This is a genomic window from Aquabacterium lacunae, from assembly GCF_004310865.1.
Taxonomy (GTDB): Bacteria; Pseudomonadota; Gammaproteobacteria; order Burkholderiales; family Burkholderiaceae_C; genus Aquabacterium; species Aquabacterium lacunae.
On sequence record NZ_SIXI01000001.1, the window covers coordinates 551156 to 569594 of the forward strand.

Sequence of the window (18439 nt, forward strand, 5' to 3'; positions counted from 1 at the left end):
CAGATCAGAAAGTCAGCGGTTGCCCGGCCTGGGCCGTGGCGCACGCCGACAGCATGTCGAAGAAGTCTTCACCGGTGCGGGTGTCGGGCCAGCGGTCACCGCCGGCGTACCGGAAGTGATAACCGCCCTGGCGTGCGGCCAGCCACAGCTCATGCAGGGGCGGCTGCATGTTGACGATCAGCTGGCTGCGATTGGGCAGGCTGAGCGTGACCATGCCGCCGGTGCGGGCCGCGTCGATGTCGATGAGGTCATCTTCGAGCCAGGCATCGACCTGCGCTTCGATTCGGGCCAGCGCACGGCGAGCCGCTGCGTCGTAGTCGGCATCAGGGAAGCCGGAAGGCGTGGAGGCGTCGGACATGGCTCTTACTTAGAATGGCGGGCATGAAAGCACAGAAGCCTCGAATTCTAAAGACGCCATGGCGAGCCTGCCTGGCGGCACTGCTTTGCTGCACCGCACTGGCCGGGCTTTCCGGCTGCGGACAGAAAGGGGCCCTGTACCTGCCTGCCCCGGCCACCCCGTCGGCGCCCGCCGCCCCCACCCCCTGAAAGCATTCCTGCCATGAACCTGCCTGGCTCCCCGTTCCTGCAATACCGCGGCGAAGACCTCTACCTGGAAGACGTGCGACTGGCCGACCTGGCCACCCAGCACGGCACCCCCCTGTATGTGTACTCGCGCAATGCCATGCGCGCGGCCCTGGCGCCCTACCAACAGGCGCTGGAAGGTCGCCAGCACCTGATCTGCTATGCGGTCAAGGCCAACTCCAACCTGGCCGTGCTGCAGACCTTTGCCCAGGCCGGCTGCGGCTTTGACATCGTGTCGGCCGGTGAATTGGCCCGCGTGCTGGCCGCCGGTGGCCAGCCAGGCAAGGTGGTGTTTTCGGGGGTGGGCAAGACCCGCGACGAAATGAAGCTGGCCATGCAGGCCGGCGTGAAGTGTTTCAACGTGGAAAGCACGGCCGAGCTGGAGGTGCTGTCAGACGTGGCCAGCCAGAACGGCCTGACCGCCCGCGTCAGCCTGCGCGTGAACCCCGACGTGGACGCCGGCACCCACCCCTACATCTCGACCGGCCTGAAGGGCAACAAGTTCGGCATCGCGCACGAACTGGCCGTCGAAACCTATCGCCGTGCCGCACAACTGCCCGGCATCGAGGTGGTGGGCATTGACTGCCACATCGGCTCGCAGATCACTGACGTGTCGCCCTACCTCGACGCATTGGAACGCGTGCTGGACCTGGTCGAAGCCATCGAATCGCACGGCATCACCCTGCACCACCTGGACCTGGGCGGCGGCCTGGGCATTCGCTACACCGACGAGACCCCGCCGGACGCCCGCACCCTGATCGGGCAGCTGCTGGCCCGCATCGATGTGCGCGGCCACGGCCACCGCGAGGTGATGTTTGAACCCGGCCGCTCGCTGGTGGGCAATGCCGGCGTGCTGCTGACCGAGGTGATGTTCCTCAAGCCCGGTGAGCAGAAGAATTTCTGCGTGGTCGATGCCGCCATGAACGACCTGATGCGCCCTGCGCTGTACGAGGCCTACATGGGCATCGTGAACACCCGCCAACGCAGAGGTGAGACCACCACCTGGGACGTGGTGGGTCCGGTCTGCGAATCGGGTGACTGGCTGGGCCGCGACCGCGACCTGAATGTGCAGCCCGGCGATGTGCTGGCGGTGCTGTCGGCCGGTGCCTACGGCATGACCATGGCCAGCAACTACAACTCGCGCGGACGCGCCGCCGAACTGATGGTCGATGGTGCGCAGGTGCACGTGATCCGTGCACGGGAAACGGTCGAGAGCCTGTTTGCCGAAGAGCGTTTGATCTGATACAGCCAAACGCAGCGAAGGCGCACCACCCCGGTGCGCTTTTTGCATTTTGGAGACACATCAAACGGCCGTTTGTGGCCCACCCACCACACAAACGGCGGAAAAAGGCAAGTGCCTATACCCGCCCACCCCCTGATCTGGTGGAATGCAACCAACTCTTCAACGGAGAGTTCGGGGCAGACGCCTTGCGCGGAAGAACCTGTCCCACCGTTCAACTCTGGAGAACACCTCATGAAAAAGTCTCTGATCGCTCTGGCCGCACTGGGTGCTTTTGCTGGCTCTGCCATGGCTCAATCGTCCGTCACGCTGTACGGTGTTGTTGACCTGGGTCTGGTCAAGCAGAACCGTGCTGACGCCTCCCCGGCTGGCATCACCGCGCTGGGCGCCGTGGGTTTGACGAACAAAGAACTGAACGTTGCCCAGGCCACCAAGTCGCGTCTGGGCTTCCGCGGCGTGGAAGACCTGGGTGGCGGCTACAAGGCCAAGTTCAAGCTGGAACACCGCTTCACTCCCGACAACGGCGCTCAATCTGCGACCGCTGACTTCTGGGACATGAGCGTGGTGGCCCTCGAAACCCCCGTGGGTGAAATCGGCGCTGGTCGTGACTACATGCCCGCTTTCTACCTGCAATTCAAGCAAGACCCGTGGCTGAACCAGGGCATTGCTGAAGTGGGTGGCACCACCACTTACGCCTTTGCAACCTACATCACGCCGACCACCCGCAGCGCACGCGTGAACAACGCTCTGTTCTACTCGATGGCAGCAAGCGGCTTCACCGTTCAAGCTGCTGCATCGATGAAGGAAAGTGGCACCCCAGGAACGACCCCCGGCGCCACTGGAGACGCTGGTGCCAAGAACCGCTTCGGTCTGGGCGTGAGCTACGAAGCGGGCCCCTTGTTTGTTGGCCTGGCGTACGACCAATCGGAACGGACCGTGGGAGCTGATCACAACCTGACCATGCTGGGCGCATCCTACGATTTCGGCATGGTCAAGCCCCGAGTCAGCTATGCACGCGCTGATTTGGGCGCCACCACTCCTACCTCTTACATCGTGGCCGCCACTGTGCCCGTGGACACCAACATCGTGAAGCTGGGCTACGCCCATTTCGATGCTGACAACGCCACCAGCACCAAGGCCAACAAGTTCTCGATCGGTTACGAGCATGTGTTGAGCAAGCGCACCGCGGTTTACACCGACGTGACAAGCGGCAAGATCAAGGGTTCTCAAACCGTCACCGGTTTCGACGTGGGCGTTCGCCACACCTTCTGATCCCGGCAGGTCTCGCACCTGACGTCAGACGCCCCGCCCTGCGGGGCGTTTTTCTTTGGGGCGACGCCATGGTTGGCAAGGCCCAAAAGAAAGCCGGGCCCAAAGGCCCGGCTTTCAGCTGTTGAGTTGCGAGCGCCCCAAGGGCGCTGCCTCATCAGAAGGCGTGGCGAACGCCGAAGGCGATGCCGTGGCTGCTCTTGCCGGCGCCAGGCATTTGCTGAGCCACACCGATGTTGGCGTTGGAGGTGGTGCCGTTGTCGTTGTCGACGGCAGTCAGCAGACCGTACACGGCGGTGCGCTTGCTCAGGTTGTACTGACCCTTCAGTGCGACGATCAGGGCGTCGGCGTTGGCCACAAAGTTCACGTTCGAAGCCTGGGCCACAGAAGCGGTCAGGGTGAAGTCCTTCGACAGGGGCACAGCGGCCTTCAGGCCAGCCAGTGCGCGCTTGTCGTAGGCAGCGGACGTGTTGTTGCTGTCGCTGTCGTCTTGCTCGAAGTAAGCCGTGACCTTGGCCAGACCGAAGTCATACGAACCGTACACCAGCACGGCATCGGCTTCTTGGGTACCGTTGGTGTTCTGCTTGGCCGACACGTAACCCAAGCCCAGGCCCAGGGGGCCAGCCACGTATTGGGCGTTCAGGCCGTAGGCTTCACCGGTGTCAACACCCGAGGTTTCGGTGCCAACGGCCGACGAGGAGCCCACAGCAGTCGAGTACTGCACTTGAGCCGACAGGCCATCCACCAGCTTGGGCAGGATGTAGGTGATGCCGTTGTCCACGCGACGGTAGGTCGACGAAGCCAGCATGTTGGCAATGCGCAGGTCGTCATAAGCCTGGGTGCCCAGGATGGCGCTGTTGCCGGCGATCACGCCGATCGACGAATCTTGACGGCCCAGGCGCAGTTCGCCGTAGCCGGTTTCCAGACCCAGCCAGGCGGCGCGGTCGAAGAAGCGGGTAGCGCCGCCGCCGTTGGCGCCGGTGTCCACGGCCACAGCAGTTTCCAGGGTGAACTTGCCCTTCAGGCCGCCACCGATGTCTTCCACGCCGCGGAAGCCCAGGCGCGAAGAGGCCAGGTTGTCAGACGACACGCGGGTGACCGACTTGGCACCCTTGACGTTTTCGATCGAAGCGTCAACCACGCCGTACAGGGTCACGGACGATTGAGCGAAGGCAGAGGCGGAAACCAGAGCGGCCAGAGCGATCAGGGTCTTTTTCATGAAATTCTCTCCAGAAGACTTGCAAATGCGGCAGGAACAAACAGGTGTGTGCTCCGTGATCCGAGTATCAAGCCCGATGAAGCCGGCGCTTGCGACTTGAACGCATGGGTTCATGAGAGAACCGCATGTGACCCAGTGCAGCGCCTGCTCGGGGCTTCGACAGGCGAGATTGAACCCGCTTTGTGTGAATGAATTGATGACAACCCTGTCACATGTGGTCTTCCACGCGGATCATGTTGTGTGACCGCAACAGTGACCAAACGCGTATGATCACTGTATGAGCATACAGACCGACGACCTCATGCCCCTGCCCTCCAGCCCGGCACCGCGTGCCCGGCAAGAGGTGGATCGGGTGGTCACGGCCGGGGTGGCGTCCAGCCACGAAGAGGCGCTGGAGCGTGCCCTGCGGCCCAAGTGGCTGGACGATTACGTGGGCCAGACCAAGGCCCGCGAGCAGCTCGAAATCTTCATCCACGCCACGAAGAAGCGCAACGAGGCCCTGGACCACGTGCTGCTGTTCGGCCCGCCCGGGCTGGGCAAGACCACGCTGAGCCACATCGTGGCGGCCGAGCTGGGCGTGAACCTGCGCCAGACCTCGGGCCCGGTGCTGGAAAAGCCGAAAGACCTGGCCGCCATCCTGACGAACCTGGAGCGCAACGATGTGCTCTTCATCGACGAGATCCACCGCCTGAGCCCGGTGGTGGAAGAAATTCTTTACCCGGCGATGGAGGACTACCAGATCGACATCATGATCGGTGAAGGCCCGGCGGCGCGCTCGATCAAGCTCGACCTGCAGCCTTTCACGCTGGTGGGCGCCACCACACGGGCCGGCATGCTGACCAACCCGCTGCGTGATCGCTTCGGCATCGTGGCGCGGCTGGAGTTCTACACGTCCGACGAGCTGTGCCGCATCGTGACCCGCTCGGCCGGGCTGCTGGGCGCCCCCATCGACGCGGAAGGCGCCCTGGAAGTGGCGCGCCGTTCGCGCGGCACACCCCGCATTGCCAACCGGCTGCTGCGCCGGGTGCGTGACTACGCCGAAGTGAAGGGCACCGGTCGCATCACGAAGGACATGGCCGACAAGGCCCTGTCGATGCTGGACGTGGACCCGCTGGGTTTCGACCTGATGGACCGCAAGCTGCTGGAGGCCGTGATCCACCGCTTCGATGGCGGCCCTGTCGGGCTGGACAACCTGGCGGCGGCCATCGGGGAAGAGCGCGACACCATCGAAGACGTGATCGAGCCTTATCTGATCCAGCAGGGTTTCCTGCAGCGCACGCCCCGCGGGCGGATTGCCACAGCGCAATCTTTCCGACACCTGGGGCTGAACCCGCCACAGGGTGGCGATCTGTTGTCTGAAGCCTGAACGCGCGTCAGCCCGAGGCAAAGCGCTGCCCCGGCACCCGCGCTGATTCTTTCAGCGCCTGCGCAACAGGTGCACGAATTCGTCCTGGCCGTTGGCCTGCAGGCTTTGCTGCTCGACCAGCTCGTTGCCCGTCTGACGGGCGAAGGCCTGGAAATCTCGCACCGAGCCGGGGTCGGTGGCCAGCACCTTGAGCACTTCGCCGCTGTGCATGTCTGACAGGGCCTTCTTGGCGCGCAGGATGGGCAGCGGGCAGGTCAGGCCGCGGGCGTCGACTTCCTTGTGAACGTCCATGATGGGGTCCTTGAACAATGGGCAGATGCGGCCGCGGGCTCAGGCCGGGAACACGCCGGTGGACAGGTAGCGGTCGCCCCGGTCGCACACGATGAACACGATGGTGGCGTTGCGCTGGGTGCGCGCCAGCTGCAGAGCGGCCCAGCAGGCACCCGCGGCCGAGATGCCGCAGAACAGGCCTTCTTCGCGCGCCAGGCGGCGGGCCATGTCTTCGGCGTCGGCCTGGCTGACATGGATGAGCTCGTCGACCTGGCTGGGGTCGTAGATCTTGGGCAGGTAGGCCTCGGGCCACTTGCGGATGCCCGGGATGCGGGAGCCGTCTTGCGGCTGGGCGCCCACGATGCGCACCGCGGCGTTTTGCTCTTTGAGATAGCGCGACGTGCCAGTGATGGTGCCGGTGGTGCCCATGGCGCTCACGAAATGGGTGATGCGGCCTTGCGTGTCGGCCCAGATTTCGGGGCCGGTGGTTTCGTAGTGCACGCGCGGGTTGTCGGCATTGGCGAACTGGTCGAGCACCACGCCCTTGCCTTCGCGCACCATCTGGTCGGCCAGATCTCGCGCGTATTCCATGCCGCCGCTCTTGGGCGTGAGGATGAGCTCGGCGCCAAAGGCCTTCATGGTCTGGGCGCGCTCGATGGACAGGTCTTCCGGCATGATCAGCACCATGCGGTAGCCCCGGATGGCCGCGGCCATGGCCAGGGCGATGCCGGTGTTGCCCGAGGTGGCTTCAATGAGCGTGTCGCCGGGCTTGATGTCGCCGCGCTCTTCGGCCCGGCGGATCATGCTGATGGCCGGGCGGTCTTTCACGGAGCCGGCGGGGTTGTTGCCTTCCAGCTTCGCGAGGATGACATTGCCGCGGTAGTCGTTGTCCTGACCGGGTACACGTTGCAAACGCACCAGGGGCGTTTGGCCAATGACGTCTTCGAGCGTGGGGTAGTTCATCACCGACATTCTGACAGGCTGCAAAAAACGAGCAGCGTGTGGGGCGGTGGTAGTGGCTTCAGGCCGTTGGGGCCAGCGACCACAGCCTTTGGGCCCCACATCGGTTGCGGGCAGGCTGGGCCTGGTGCCCCGGGTCGGACTCGAACCGACACTCCTTTCGGAACCGGATTTTGAATCCGGCGCGTCTACCAGTTTCACCACCAGGGCACGGCTGTGAGGGCGAGAGAATAGCACAGCCAAGACTGTGGTTCACGGCCCGCCAGCACCCTGTGTGCACTCAATGCTGCAGAAAATCAACGCTGACCGCGCCTGACGGCAGTTGCAGGCGGGCCACCTTGGGTGGTGTGCGGGCGATGACCTGCCCGCGGCGGATCACGGCCAGTCGGGTGGCGCGCACGCGCAAGGCCTCGACCGGGTCACGGGCCTGCAGCAGCACCAGATCGGCCCGGCAGCCAGGGGCCAGCCCCCAGCCTTCGATGCCCAGGATGCGGGCCGGGGTGGTGGTGACGGCCTCGAAGCACTGGCGCATGGCCTGCTGGCCCGTCATCTGGGCCACGTGCAGGCCCATGTGGGCCACTTCCAGCATGTCGCCCGTGCCCAGGCTGTACCAGGGGTCCATCACGCAGTCGTGGCCAAAGGCCACATCCACCCCGGCAGCCAGCAGCTCGGGCACGCGGGTCATGCCACGGCGTTTGGGGTAGGTGTCGTGGCGCCCCTGCAGGGTGATGTTGATGAGCGGGTTGGCGATGGCCGCCACCCCGGCTTCGCGCATGAGCGGGATCAGCTTGCTGACGTGGTAGTTGTCCATGCTGTGCATGGAGGTGAGGTGCGAGCCGGCCACCCTGCCCTGCAGGCCCAGGCGCTGGGTGTGGAAGGCCAGGGTGTCGATGTGGCGCGACAGGGGGTCATCGCTTTCGTCACAGTGCATGTCGACGCGCAGACCCCGTTCGGCCGCCAGTTCGCACAGCAGGCGCACCGATTCGGCGCCTTCGGCCATGGTGCGCTCGAAATGCGGGATGCCGCCGACCACGTCGACACCCATGTCCAGCGCCTGCTTGAGCTGGGCGACGGCCCCCGGGCTGCGCAGGTAGCCGTCTTGCGGGAAGGCCACCAGTTGCAGATCAATGAAGGGGCTGAGTTCGCGTCGCACGGACAGCAGGGCCTCGACCGCCAGCAGGCGCGGGTCGCACACATCGACATGGGTGCGGATGGCCAGCAGGCCCTGGGCCATGGCCCACTGGGCGTATTGGCGCGCGCGCTGCGCGATGGCCTCCTGCGTGAGGTGCGGTTTGAGTTCGCCCCACAGCTGGATGCCCTCCAGCAAGGTGCCCGACTGGTTCAGCCTCGGCTGCCCCAGGCTGAGGGTGGAGTCCATGTGGAAATGGGCATCGACGAAGGGGGTGCTGACCAGATGGCCGGCCGCGTCGATTTCTTCGGCGGCCTGGGCTGGCAAGGCGGGCTGCACCGCCACGATGCGGCCGGCCTGGATGCCGATGTCCTGGTCTTGCCGGCCATCGGGCAGGCTGCAGTGGCGAAGGATGAGGTCGAGCATGAAAGGCTCCGCGTGCCGTCACACGAAGAGCCTAGCAGGAGTCGGGCCGGCGCCCTGCGCCAGCGGTTAGCCGGTCAGCCGGTCAGAAGGTTTCCCATTCCTCGTCGGACGATGCCTTGGCGGGGCTGTGGCCGAGGCTGGGGGCTGACGGAGCGGCCATGCGAGGCGCCTCCGGCCGGGCCGAAGGCAGCGGCCGTGCTGGCTCTGAACCACGCGCCGTGCTGGGAGCGCGTGTGGCGGTCGCGACCGGCTTGAGCGGGCTGACACTCACTGGCGGACGTGTGGCGTGCGCCGCGCCCTGACTCGTGGCGGTGGCTGTGGCTGTGGCGGCTCGTCCACCGTCTCGCCCTCCGGTGCGGAAGAAGGCCATGGCTTCGTTCAGGCGAGCAGCCTGCGTGCGCAAGCTGTCGGCCGCGGCCATGCTTTCCTCCACCAGGGCAGCGTTCTGCTGGGTCATCTGGTCGAGCTGACCCACGGCCTGGTTGATCTGCAACACACCCTGGCTCTGCTCGGTGCTGGCATGGGCAATCTCGCCCACCAGGTCGGTCACCTTGCGCACCTGCAGCACCACGTCTTCGATGGTGCTGCCCGCCGAATTGACGAGTTCATGGCCTGCGTTGACCTTTTCGACGCTGTCGTTGATCAGGGTCTTGATCTCTCGGGCTGCGTTGGCGCTGCGCTGGGCCAGCGAGCGCACCTCACCGGCCACCACGGCAAAGCCTCGGCCTTGTTCGCCGGCACGGGCGGCTTCCACCGCTGCATTCAGCGCCAGGATGTTGGTCTGGAAAGCGATGCCATCGATCACGCCGATGATGTCGGAGATCTTGCGGCTGGCCACCTGGATGCCCGACATGTTGTCGACCACCTGCGCCACCAGTTCGCCTCCACGGCGGGCCACGTCGGATGCAGCGCTGGCCAGCTGGTTGGCCTGGCGCGCGTTTTCAGCGTTGGTGGCCACGGTGCCGGACATCTCTTCGATGGAGGCGGCCGTTTCTTCCAGGCTGGAAGCCTGCTCCTCCGTGCGACCGCTGAGGTCGGACGTGCCCTGTGCGATCTGCGCCGACGCGGTCGCCACAGATTCGGCACCGTCACGCACCTGCGAGACCACCTGGCGCAGCCCTTGGACGGTGCGTTCCAGCGCGCGCTGCAGATCTCCGATTTCATCTCCACGCTCGGAGCGTACGTCCTGGGCCAGGTTGCCCTCGGCCAGTTCGTTGAGCTGGGCCACGGTGTCATTGACGGCACGGCTGAGGCCTCGGGCCAGCAAGATGGCCTGGGCCAGGCCCATGGCCACCAGCACCGCCAGGGTGAGGCCGATGGCCCACAGCGCCTGCTGGTAAGTGGCCTCTGCATCGGCGGTTGCTTTGGCAGCCCCGGCGATGTTCAGATCGATCAGCTTCTGCAATGACGCACTGACCGCGAAGTACACCTGACGCGATTCGCCTTCCAGCACCTTGCGGGCTTCCTCGGTTTCATTTTTCTGGGAATGCGCCAGGAAACGGGCGTGGTGCTCCTGGTACTGCGCCCAGGCGGCCAAAATGCCCTTCCACAGGTTGCGCTCTTCCTCACTGGAGATGAGCGGCTCGTACACCTTGCGCCCCGCGGCCAGCTCATTGCGGGCCTTCTCCATGCGGCTTTCGATGTCGCGCATGCCCACTTCGTCGGTGGTCAGCGCGTGCTCCAGCTCCAGCTGACGGTATTCGCGCATGCTGTCGCGCAGACGGTTCACGCTGGCCACGCTGGGCAACCAGTTGCGGGCCATGTCTTCGGTGGAGTTGTTCACCAGCGCGATCTGGCGCAGGGCAAACAGGCCCAGCAACACCATCAAGGTCAGGATCGCCCCAAACGACAGCAAGAGTTTGCTGCGCAAGCGCATGTTCACGATCCACTGCATCTGTAACTCCTCGATACATTTCGAATGGCTTGAGCATGCGGCAAGCCGTGAAACCGGTGTGCAACGTGTGGCGTTGAGAACGCAGGAGGATGCGCAATGTCACCTGCCTTTTCGATTTTTCGGGATGTGGGCCGCGCGGCAACACCCACAGAATTCACGATGTGAAGCAGGGGCTCGCCGCAGTTCACGGCTTGGGCCCCAACGAGGCGGTCTATGATCGACGGCATCGACATTGACCGGACCCGCGCCACCCATGCCTCCGATGCCACCCATCACCCAGGCCCTGCTGCTGCTCAACGTGGCCTTGTTCTGCATCGACATTGCCCTTGGGGAAAGCCTGTCGCGGTGGATGGCCCTGTGGCCGCTGGAAAGCGGGCAGTTCATGCCCTGGCAGGTGGTGACCTACGCTTTCATGCACGGCGGCATCGGCCACCTGTTCTTCAACATGATGGGCCTGTGGATGTTCGGCAGCGAGCTGGAGCAGATGTGGGGGCAGCAGCGATTCATCCGCTTTTATGCCGCCTCGGTGCTGGCGGCTGCCGCCACGCAACTGGTGCTGTCACTGCTGGGCGGCTGGATGACACCCACCGTGGGCGCCTCGGGCGGGCTGTTCGGCCTGCTGCTGGCCTACGGCATGATCTTCCCGGACCGCACCATCATGCCGCTGTTCCCGCCGATTCCCATGAAGGCCAAGGTGTTCGTGGCGGTGTACGGTGCGATCGAACTCTTCCTGGGCGTGACGGGCACGAATTCGGGCGTGGCCCACTTCGCCCACCTGGGCGGCATGCTGGGTGGCTGGCTCATGATCCGTTACTGGCGCGGCCAGCCCCCGTTTTCTCGCGGCCCTCGCCGGCGTTGAGCGTGGCGCTCTGGTGCGCAGCGTTCAGGGGCGCGGGGCTGTGCGGGAGGACACCATGATGCCCGCCGCGATCAGCAACAGCGCCACCGGGTGATACCACTGGGGCACCTGCCCCAGCAACAGCCAGGCCCAGCCGGCCGCAAACACCGGTGTGAGGTTGCTGAAAAACGCGGCCACTGTGGGGCCTGCGGCCGCCACGCCTTTGCCCCAGCCCCAATAGGCCAGGATGGACGGGCCCACCGCGATGAACGCCATGCCCAGGGCCAGCGGCTGCCAGGCGCCCCACCCCACCGGCCATTGAAACTGCGGGGGCAGCAAGGCCTGCTCGACACCGCTGCACAGCAGCGCGAAGGCCAGCCCGAACACCACCTGAAGCCACAGGAATTCGGCCCAGTTCCAGGCAGGACGCTGCCCGCCTTGCATGTGTACGGGCGGGCGCGCCAGCTGCCAGCTGTACACCGACCAGGCCAGGGCGGCCAGCAGCATCAGCAGATCACCGGCCACCCAGTGCACGTGTTGCAGGGCCTGCCAGCTGCCACGGGCCAGCACCAGCACCACGCCCGCACTGGACAGCACCGCACCCAACGCCTGCCGGCGCGTGATGTGCTGGCCATGACCCACCGCGCCCACCACCATCATCCACACGGGCATGCTGGAGGCGATCAGGGTGACATTGAGCGGCGAGCTGGTCTGCAAGGCCAGGTACTGCAGCGCGTTGTAGCTGCCCACACCCAGCGCACCAATGAAGGCCAGATGCGCCCAGCGGGCCCGCACCAGCCCCCCCTGGCGCCAGACGCCTCGGGCCAGCGGCGCCAGCAGCACCGCCACAAGGGCCCACCGCATGGCGTTCATGAACACGGGCGGCAGGTGCCCCACCAGCAAACGGCCCACCACGGCATTGCCGGCCCACATCAGGGGTGGCATGACCAGGAAAAAGAGGTGGCGGGCAGTGAGCTTCATGGCGCAAACCCGGTGCGCGGGGCACCGGGATCGCGCATTAGACCAGAGCCATGCGCAGGGTGGGCGACCCCGCAAGCGCCATCAGACCTCCTGGGCGGGCGCCGAGGCGCCGAAGGCTGCGCGGTATGCATGCCAGGACGCATGCCCCACCAGAGGGCCTGCGATCAACAGACCGAGGAAGCCGGGCAGCATGCCCAGGGCGATGATGGCCGTGATCAGAGCCCCCCACAGCAGCATGACGCCGGTCTGGGTCAGCACGAGCCGCAGGCTGCTGAGCGCGGCCGAGATGGCGTCGACCTTTTCTTCCAGGATCATGGGGATGCTGATGACGCTGAGGCTGAAGATCAGCCCGGCGAACAGGGCCCCCACGGTCAGGTAGGTGCTGACGAAGGGCAGGTACTCGGGCGTGAGCAACTGGTGCACCGTGCCGTCGAACTGAGGCACCCCATCGAAGCTCACGGCAAACACGATCATGGCGGCGCGCCCCCAGATCATTTCGATGATGAGCAGCATGAAGCCGAAGGTGGCCATGGCCCCGCCCTTCTGGCGCCAGGCCATCATGCAGGCGCCCAGCGAGGGCTTGAGCCCGCGCTCCATGGCGCGGCTGGCCTGGTACAGGCCCAGGCACAGAAAGGGCCCCATGAGCAGGAACCCGGCCGACAGCGCCAGGGTGTAGGTGGCGGCGTACTTGAACATGGCCAGCAGGCCCCAGCCCATGGCCACGAAGCAGGCCCCAAAAAACAGGCCGATCAAGGGGGCCTGGCCGAAATCGTGCCAGCCACGGGCCAGCCACTTGAAGGGGTCGGACCAGGTCAGGGTGGTGATGGGGCGGTCGAGCGGGTGGGAGCTGACTGACGCCCCCGGTGACATGCCCATGGCCTGCAGGCCGTCATCAGAGCCTGCGGGGCCTCCAGCAGGACCACCAGCGGGGACTTTAGGCGCCAGGCCCGAACCGGCGGCCAGCGGTGCCCCGGGGTTGTTCGACGCAGACACAGACTGGGAAACGCTCATGGCGGCCTCCGGCAGGTTCGTCACACATCCCCAAGGTAATGGGCCCCAGGCCTCCGCGCATCAGGGTTTGCCCCCGACAGGGCCTGGTCGGCCAGGCTCAGAGCGTGCCGAAGATGCGGTCGCCTGCATCGCCGAGCCCCGGCACGATGTAGCCGTGCTCATTGAGGTGGCTGTCCAGGGCCGCCGTGACGATGGGCACGTCAGGGTGGTGCTGCAGCATGTTCTGCACACCCTCGGGCGCGGCCAGCAGGCACAGCAGCTTGATGCTGCTGCAGCCGTGTTCCTTGATGCGGTCGATGGCGGCCACCGCCGAATTGCCGGTGGCCAGCATCGGGTCGACCACGATCACCTGGCGCTCGGCCATGTCGGAGGGCACCTTGAAGTAGTACTCGACCGGCTCCAACGTTTCGGGGTCACGGTACAGACCGATGTGGCCCACGCGGGCCAGCGGCAGGATGGCCAGCGCACCGTCGAGCAGGCCATTGCCCGCGCGCAGGATGGACACCAGGCACAGCTTCTTGCCGCTGATGACGGGCGATTTCATCTCGGTCACCGGGGTGCGGATGGCGATGTCTTCGGTGGGCAGGTCGCGCGTGGCTTCGTAGACCAGCATCTGGCTGACCTCGCGCAGGAGGTTGCGGAAGCTGTCGGTGTTGGTTTCTTCGGCACGCAGCCAGGTCAGCTTGTGCTGCACCAGGGGGTGCTGAACAACGGTCAGGTTGGGGAAATCGCCTTGCATGGGGGCTCCTTCAGAGGCCTTCGAATCAATGGGTCAGAACACGGTGCCGTCGCTGTCGAGCTGCACCGGGGGGTCGCCTTCAGGCCGTCGCTCTCGGGCAATGGCGCGGCCGGCGGCCCAGGTGCCGCCTTCCAGCACACGGGCCAGCGGCAGGTCGGTCAGGCTCAGGCCCAATTCGTCTCGCACGGCCTGGGCCAGGGGGTCGAGCAGGGCCACGGTCAGGGCGCGCCACTCGACGATGGCTTCGTCCTGCGGGCGCCAGATGTGGCTGAAAAATGTGGCATCGCGCGGGGTGATCACGCCCAGGTCGAGCAGCAAGCCCCCGTTGCGGTATTCGGGCAGGCCCGTGAGGTCGTCGAGCGCCACCACGTGCAGGCCGGCGTCTTCCAGAGGCTCAAGCAGCGAGTAAGCCATCCACTGGCTGAGCTTGTGAAAGGGCAGCCAGCCGTGCGGCGCATCCGGGTGGGGCCAGCAATCCCCCAGGGGCTGCCCGGCCATGACATGCCGGCTGGGCCAGATGCCGCCCAGGGCGCGCAGCAGCAGGGCCAGCAAGGCCCCGGCAGGCACTTCGCCGGTGGGATGGTGCGCGAACAGCCAGTCGACCATGTGCCCAGGGCGCAGCAGCCCCGGCGCATCGGGCCGGCTGAACCACTGGGGCTGCGCCTGCATGACACGACCCAGCTGCCGCAGCAGTTGCACACGGCCCGCCACGCCGACCAGGGGGTTATCAGGCCCGACCTGGAAGGCTTGTGCCAGCGCTTCGTTGCTCACGCGCTGCAGGCCTTCGGCGTCGGCCTGCCATGGGGCCTTGGGGCTGGAGGACAGTCCGCCGGCGGCCCACCAGCGCAGGCTGGCCACACCCAGCCCTTCCGAGCGCGTCAGGGTCTGGCCGGTGGCGTCGTCGAGGTAACGCCACTGGGGGCCTGCGCCGGCGTCGAGCAGCACGCTGGTCACGGCCAGGTCGACACGGGCACGGGCGCGCTCCAGGCGCTGGCCATCATGGTTCAAGCCCAGCGAGGTGGCCACCTGAGCCCAGCGGTCCACCCCACCGGGCTCGAAGTGCCGCCAGCGGCTGTGGTACGGGATGGCGCCACCGGGGTAGCGCTGGCGGATCACGCCGGCCACATAGGCCGCCGCTTCGGCCAGCCGGGCCGGGTGGTAAACAAAGTGGCGGGCCTGGCCTCGCTGGGCCAGCTGCAAGATGGCCTGGCTGTGCGCCCGCACAGCCTGCGCCGTTCGCAGGTGATCGGCCAGGGCCAGGGCGGTGGTGGGGTCAGGGGCGTTCATTCCATCAACCCCCGGCCCTTGGCCACGGCCAGCTCGCTGGCATCGGGCGTGTAGGTGCTGAAGTAGCCCGCGGCCTTCTTGGCGTCCATCTCGACACTGGCGTCGGCCGGGATCAACTCTTCAGGAATCGGCACACGCTCGACCACCTCGATGCCCTGCTCCACCAAGGCACCGTGCTTCATGTTGCTCATGGAGGCCCAGCGGTCGATTCGGGTGATGCCCAGCCAGTGGAACACGTCGGGCATGAGCTCCTGGAAACGCATGTCCTGCACGCCCGCCACGCATTCGGTGCGCGTGAAGTAGGTTTCGGCGCGATCCCCCCCCACCTGGCGCTTGCGGGCGTTGTAGACCAGGAATTTGGTGACCTCGCCCAGGGCCCGGCCCTCCTTGCGGTTGTAGATGACCAGGCCCACCCCACCCTGCTGGGCCATTTCGATGCACACCTCGATGCCATGGGCCAGGTAGGGCCGGCAGGTGCAGATGTCGGAGCCGAACACGTCTGAGCCGTTGCATTCGTCGTGCAGGCGGCAGGCCACCTTTGTTTCAGGCCTGCCCAGCTTCGTGACATCGCCAAAAAAATACAGCGTCATGCCCCCGATGGGCGGCAGGAACACCTTCAGGTCGGGCCGGGTGACCAGTTCGGGGAACATGCCCGCCGTCTGCTCGAACAGGTGGCGGCGCAGCTGGCTTTCCTTGATGCCGAAGCGCTCGGCCAGACCGGGCAGGTGCCACACGGGGTCGACCGCCGCCTTGGTGACCTTCACGTCGCCATTGGCCTGCAGGATGTCGCCATCGGGATGCAGGCGACCGGCCGCGATGGCGCCGACCAGCTCCGGCATGTTGATGTGGGCCTTGGTGATGGCGATGGTGGGGCGGATGTCCATGCCCTCGGCAATCTGCGCCTTGAACTCGCTGGCCACCAGGTGGCCCCAGGGGTCGAGCGAGACGATCTTGCCGGGTTCGGCCCACTGCGGGTGCGGGCCGATGGCTTCGGCCGGGGTGGTGTCGGTGAGGTCGGGCTTGTGATCGCGCTGCAACTGGCCTGAGGCCACGGCCAGTGCGCGGTACACCGAATAGGCCCCGGCATGCGTGCCGATCACGTTGCGGGTGGCCGGGTTGGCCACACTGGCCACCAGCGGGCCGCGTGCCTGGGCCGTCTCGGCCCCCCAGTGGACGGCGTGGCTGGCGTTCGCGCCAGTGGCCCCGCGGGCGGGGTGCGAAGTGAGCACGATGTGGGCAGACATGGCACAGGTCTCCGGCTGTGGCGCCCGGATCAGGCGCCATGCCTCAAGTTAGCGAGATCTGTGCCAGCAGGGAAGCCCCCGCTGCAAAAAGAAGCGGCGCCGCCTGTGAAAAGGGGGCGCCGCTGAGGCCTCCGGAGGCCTCTGTGGCCCGGATGGCCGGTGTGGAAGCGCAGGCGTCAGGCAGCCTGCTGCGCGCTGGGCGCGACCTGGTCGAGCGCGTGGGCCAGGTGCTCGAGCGTGCGTTCGACCTGGTGCCACTTTTCCAGGCCGAACAGGCCGATGCGGAAGCTGCGGAAATCGGCTGGCTCGTCGCATTGCAGTGGCACGCCGGCCGCGGTCTGCAGGCCCACGGCCAGGAACTTCTTGCTCGACTGGATCTCGGGGTCGGTGGTGTAGCTCACGACCACGCCAGGGGCCTGGAAGCCCGCTGCGGCCACGCTGGGGAAGCCCCGGCTTTCCAGCAAGGCACGCACACAGCGTCCCAGCTCAACCTGCTCGGCCCGCACCTTGTCGAAGCCATAGGCCTGGGTTTCGGCCATGACCTCGCGCAGGCGGGTCAAAGCGTCGGTGGGCATGGTCGAGTGGTAGGCGTGGCCACCACCTTCGTAGGTTTCCATGATCTGCAGCCACTTCTTGAGGTCCATGGCGAAGGTGCTGCTCTGCGTGCCGTCGATGGCCTGGCGCGCACGTTCGCTCAACATGACCATGGCGCAGCACGGCGAGCTGCTCCAGCCCTTCTGCGGTGCTGAGATCAGCACGTCCACCCCGGTGGCCTTCATGTCGACCCACATCGCGCCCGAGGCGATGCAGTCGAGCACGAACAGACCACCCACGGCATGCACGGCGTCGGCCACGGCCTGGAGGTAGTCGTCGGGCAGGATCATGCCGGCCGCCGTTTCCACATGGGGCGCAAACACCAGGGCCGGCTTTTCACGGGCGATGGTGGCCACCACCTCGTCAATGGGCGCGGGGGCCCAGGGCGCCTGCGAGCCGTCACCCGTGCGACGGGCCTTGAGCACCGTGTGGCTGGCCGGGATCTGGCCCATGTCGAAAATTTGCGTCCAGCGGAAGCTGAACCAGCCGTTGCGGATGACCAGCACGTGCTTGCCGTGCGCGAACTGGCGCGCCACCGATTCCATGCCGAAGGTGCCGCTGCCGGGCACCAGCACGGCCGAGTGCGCGTGGTAGACCTGTTTGAGCATGCCCGAGATGTCGGTCATGACACCCTGGAAACGCTTGGACATGTGGTTGAGGGCCCGGTCGGTGTAGACCACCGAGAATTCGAGCAGGCCATCAGGGTCGATGTTGGGAAGCAGGCCGGGCATGGTGCACGCAGGAGTCAGTGTGAGATGAAATCCAGCGTAGCACAGGGGCATGGCGCCCCCATGTCAGGCTATCCCTGCCCCCGAAAGGGGCGAGAAATGTGCCATGGACAGTGCCATGGCACGCATCAAGGAGCAGGCGTCAACCGCGGCGCACGCGGATGATTTCGTCCAGGATGAGCAGGGCCGCGCCCAGCGAAATGGCCACGTCGGCGATGTTGAACGCCGGGAAGTGCCCGCCCGGGAACATCGGGGCCAGGAAGGCCCAGTGGAAGTCGAGGAAGTCGACCACGTAGCCATGGATGAGGCGGTCGATCACGTTGCCGACCGCGCCGCCCATGACCAGGGTGAGGGCCCAGGCAAAGCGCTTTTGCTGGCCATGCTGGCGCAGCATCCACACAATGAAACCCACGGCCACCACACCCAGGCCGGTGAAGAACCAGCGCTGCCAACCACCGGCATTGGCCAGGAAGGAGAAGGCCGCGCCATGGTTGTGCACCCTCACCAGATTGAACCAGGAGGTGACCTCACGCGAGTCGTAGAGGTTGAACGCGCCGATCACCACCACCTTGGTGATCTGGTCGAGCAAGATGATGATGAGGGCGATGCCCAGCCAGGGCCACAGGCCCGCAGCGCCGCCAGCGGCTTTCTTGGTGGCCATG

Annotated in this window: 18 protein-coding genes and 1 tRNA gene; 5 read left to right on the forward strand and 14 right to left on the reverse strand. The window is 66.1% G+C overall.

What is annotated here, in order from left to right:
• Positions 1–4: 4 nt before the first annotated feature.
• Complete coding sequence (gene cyaY / locus EYS42_RS02410; RefSeq protein WP_130966245.1) at positions 5–358, reverse strand: iron donor protein CyaY; 354 nt, start codon at positions 356–358, stop codon at positions 5–7.
• Positions 359–381: 23 nt separating this feature from the next.
• Here cyaY and lptM point away from each other — a divergent pair, with 23 nt between their 5' ends.
• The 3 genes from lptM (at position 382) to EYS42_RS02425 (ending at position 3094) form a co-directional block, all read left to right on the forward strand.
• The gene (gene lptM / locus EYS42_RS17465; RefSeq protein ID WP_130966246.1) at positions 382–546 is read left to right on the forward strand and encodes an LPS translocon maturation chaperone LptM; all 165 of its coding nucleotides are present in this window, start codon (positions 382–384) and stop codon (positions 544–546) included.
• A gap of 13 nt (positions 547–559) precedes the next feature.
• Positions 560–1825: a diaminopimelate decarboxylase gene (gene lysA / locus EYS42_RS02420; protein WP_130966247.1), complete on the forward strand. Its 1266-nt coding sequence runs from the start codon at positions 560–562 to the stop codon at positions 1823–1825.
• Between the two features lie 231 nt (positions 1826–2056).
• On the forward strand, positions 2057–3094 hold the full coding sequence (locus tag EYS42_RS02425; RefSeq protein WP_130966248.1) for a porin: 1038 nt from the start codon (positions 2057–2059) through the stop codon (positions 3092–3094).
• A gap of 154 nt (positions 3095–3248) precedes the next feature.
• On the opposite strand, the gene EYS42_RS02430 is transcribed toward EYS42_RS02425, so the two are convergent.
• Positions 3249–4310: a porin gene (locus tag EYS42_RS02430; RefSeq protein WP_165456609.1), complete on the reverse strand. Its 1062-nt coding sequence runs from the start codon at positions 4308–4310 to the stop codon at positions 3249–3251.
• A 277-nt stretch (positions 4311–4587) separates the two neighbouring features.
• On the opposite strand from EYS42_RS02430, the gene ruvB reads away from it, so the two are divergent.
• Positions 4588–5676 carry a Holliday junction branch migration DNA helicase RuvB gene (gene ruvB / locus EYS42_RS02435; RefSeq protein WP_130966250.1) on the forward strand — a complete coding sequence of 363 codons (1089 nt, stop codon included), beginning with the start codon at positions 4588–4590 and terminating at the stop codon, positions 5674–5676.
• 51 nt (positions 5677–5727) lie between these two features.
• Here ruvB and EYS42_RS02440 read toward each other — a convergent pair whose 3' ends face one another.
• The 5 genes from EYS42_RS02440 to EYS42_RS17415 form a co-directional block, all read right to left on the reverse strand.
• Positions 5728–5967, reverse strand: a complete 240-nt coding sequence (locus tag EYS42_RS02440; RefSeq protein ID WP_130966251.1) for a sulfurtransferase TusA family protein — start codon at positions 5965–5967, stop codon at positions 5728–5730.
• A gap of 39 nt (positions 5968–6006) precedes the next feature.
• On the reverse strand, positions 6007–6909 hold the full coding sequence (cysM, locus tag EYS42_RS02445; RefSeq protein ID WP_130966252.1) for a cysteine synthase CysM: 903 nt from the start codon (positions 6907–6909) through the stop codon (positions 6007–6009).
• Positions 6910–7031: 122 nt separating this feature from the next.
• Positions 7032–7116, reverse strand: a tRNA-Leu gene (locus EYS42_RS02450).
• 70 nt (positions 7117–7186) lie between these two features.
• Entirely contained in the window at positions 7187–8461 is a 1275-nt protein-coding gene (locus tag EYS42_RS02455; protein WP_130966253.1) for an amidohydrolase family protein, read from the reverse strand.
• Between the two features lie 82 nt (positions 8462–8543).
• On the reverse strand, positions 8544–10355 hold the full coding sequence (locus EYS42_RS17415; protein ID WP_130966254.1) for a methyl-accepting chemotaxis protein: 1812 nt from the start codon (positions 10353–10355) through the stop codon (positions 8544–8546).
• Between the two features lie 253 nt (positions 10356–10608).
• On the opposite strand from EYS42_RS17415, the gene EYS42_RS02465 reads away from it, so the two are divergent.
• On the forward strand, positions 10609–11214 hold the full coding sequence (locus tag EYS42_RS02465) for a rhomboid family intramembrane serine protease (protein WP_130966255.1): 606 nt from the start codon (positions 10609–10611) through the stop codon (positions 11212–11214).
• Positions 11215–11238: 24 nt separating this feature from the next.
• Here the strand turns inward: EYS42_RS02465 and EYS42_RS02470 are convergent, their stop codons facing one another.
• From EYS42_RS02470 to lspA, 7 genes are all read right to left on the reverse strand, one after another.
• On the reverse strand, positions 11239–12174 hold the full coding sequence (locus tag EYS42_RS02470) for a DMT family transporter (protein WP_130966256.1): 936 nt from the start codon (positions 12172–12174) through the stop codon (positions 11239–11241).
• An 81-nt stretch (positions 12175–12255) separates the two neighbouring features.
• Positions 12256–13185, reverse strand: a complete 930-nt coding sequence (locus EYS42_RS02475) for a DUF2189 domain-containing protein (protein WP_245503470.1) — start codon at positions 13183–13185, stop codon at positions 12256–12258.
• A gap of 97 nt (positions 13186–13282) precedes the next feature.
• Positions 13283–13924: a uracil phosphoribosyltransferase gene (gene upp, locus EYS42_RS02480; protein ID WP_130966257.1), complete on the reverse strand. Its 642-nt coding sequence runs from the start codon at positions 13922–13924 to the stop codon at positions 13283–13285.
• Positions 13925–13957: 33 nt separating this feature from the next.
• A complete protein-coding gene (locus EYS42_RS02485) occupies positions 13958–15211 on the reverse strand; it encodes a URC4/urg3 family protein (protein ID WP_130966258.1) in 1254 nt (417 codons plus the stop codon).
• A complete protein-coding gene (locus tag EYS42_RS02490; RefSeq protein WP_130966259.1) occupies positions 15208–16455 on the reverse strand; it encodes a GTP cyclohydrolase II in 1248 nt (415 codons plus the stop codon). Before EYS42_RS02490 ends, EYS42_RS02485 begins: the two co-directional genes overlap by 4 nt.
• 176 nt (positions 16456–16631) lie before the next feature.
• Positions 16632–17780, reverse strand: a complete 1149-nt coding sequence (locus tag EYS42_RS02495) for an aminotransferase class V-fold PLP-dependent enzyme (RefSeq protein ID WP_130966260.1) — start codon at positions 17778–17780, stop codon at positions 16632–16634.
• A 139-nt stretch (positions 17781–17919) separates the two neighbouring features.
• Positions 17920–18438: a signal peptidase II gene (gene lspA / locus EYS42_RS02500; RefSeq protein WP_130966261.1), complete on the reverse strand. Its 519-nt coding sequence runs from the start codon at positions 18436–18438 to the stop codon at positions 17920–17922.
• Position 18439: the final 1 nt, after the last annotated feature.

What these genes read in the sequence shown, in the direction of transcription:
- EYS42_RS02470 (WP_130966256.1), bottom strand. Translation starts at nt 12,174, where the DNA reads ATGAAGCTCACTGCCCGCCACCTCTTTTTCCTGGTCATGCCACCCCTG.
- lspA (WP_130966261.1), bottom strand. Translation starts at nt 18,438, where the DNA reads ATGGCCACCAAGAAAGCCGCTGGCGGCGCTGCGGGCCTGTGGCCCTGG.
- lptM (WP_130966246.1), top strand. Translation starts at nt 382, where the DNA reads ATGAAAGCACAGAAGCCTCGAATTCTAAAGACGCCATGGCGAGCCTGC.
- EYS42_RS02465 (WP_130966255.1), top strand. Translation starts at nt 10,609, where the DNA reads ATGCCTCCGATGCCACCCATCACCCAGGCCCTGCTGCTGCTCAACGTG.
- EYS42_RS02495 (WP_130966260.1), bottom strand. Translation starts at nt 17,780, where the DNA reads ATGCCCGGCCTGCTTCCCAACATCGACCCTGATGGCCTGCTCGAATTC.
- cysM (WP_130966252.1), bottom strand. Translation starts at nt 6,909, where the DNA reads ATGAACTACCCCACGCTCGAAGACGTCATTGGCCAAACGCCCCTGGTG.
- EYS42_RS17415 (WP_130966254.1), bottom strand. Translation starts at nt 10,355, where the DNA reads ATGCAGTGGATCGTGAACATGCGCTTGCGCAGCAAACTCTTGCTGTCG.
- EYS42_RS02430 (WP_165456609.1), bottom strand. Translation starts at nt 4,310, where the DNA reads ATGAAAAAGACCCTGATCGCTCTGGCCGCTCTGGTTTCCGCCTCTGCC.
- cyaY (WP_130966245.1), bottom strand. Translation starts at nt 358, where the DNA reads ATGTCCGACGCCTCCACGCCTTCCGGCTTCCCTGATGCCGACTACGAC.
- upp (WP_130966257.1), bottom strand. Translation starts at nt 13,924, where the DNA reads ATGCAAGGCGATTTCCCCAACCTGACCGTTGTTCAGCACCCCCTGGTG.
- ruvB (WP_130966250.1), top strand. Translation starts at nt 4,588, where the DNA reads ATGAGCATACAGACCGACGACCTCATGCCCCTGCCCTCCAGCCCGGCA.
- EYS42_RS02485 (WP_130966258.1), bottom strand. Translation starts at nt 15,211, where the DNA reads ATGAACGCCCCTGACCCCACCACCGCCCTGGCCCTGGCCGATCACCTG.
- lysA (WP_130966247.1), top strand. Translation starts at nt 560, where the DNA reads ATGAACCTGCCTGGCTCCCCGTTCCTGCAATACCGCGGCGAAGACCTC.
- EYS42_RS02475 (WP_245503470.1), bottom strand. Translation starts at nt 13,185, where the DNA reads ATGAGCGTTTCCCAGTCTGTGTCTGCGTCGAACAACCCCGGGGCACCG.
- EYS42_RS02440 (WP_130966251.1), bottom strand. Translation starts at nt 5,967, where the DNA reads ATGGACGTTCACAAGGAAGTCGACGCCCGCGGCCTGACCTGCCCGCTG.
- EYS42_RS02455 (WP_130966253.1), bottom strand. Translation starts at nt 8,461, where the DNA reads ATGCTCGACCTCATCCTTCGCCACTGCAGCCTGCCCGATGGCCGGCAA.
- EYS42_RS02490 (WP_130966259.1), bottom strand. Translation starts at nt 16,455, where the DNA reads ATGTCTGCCCACATCGTGCTCACTTCGCACCCCGCCCGCGGGGCCACT.
- EYS42_RS02425 (WP_130966248.1), top strand. Translation starts at nt 2,057, where the DNA reads ATGAAAAAGTCTCTGATCGCTCTGGCCGCACTGGGTGCTTTTGCTGGC.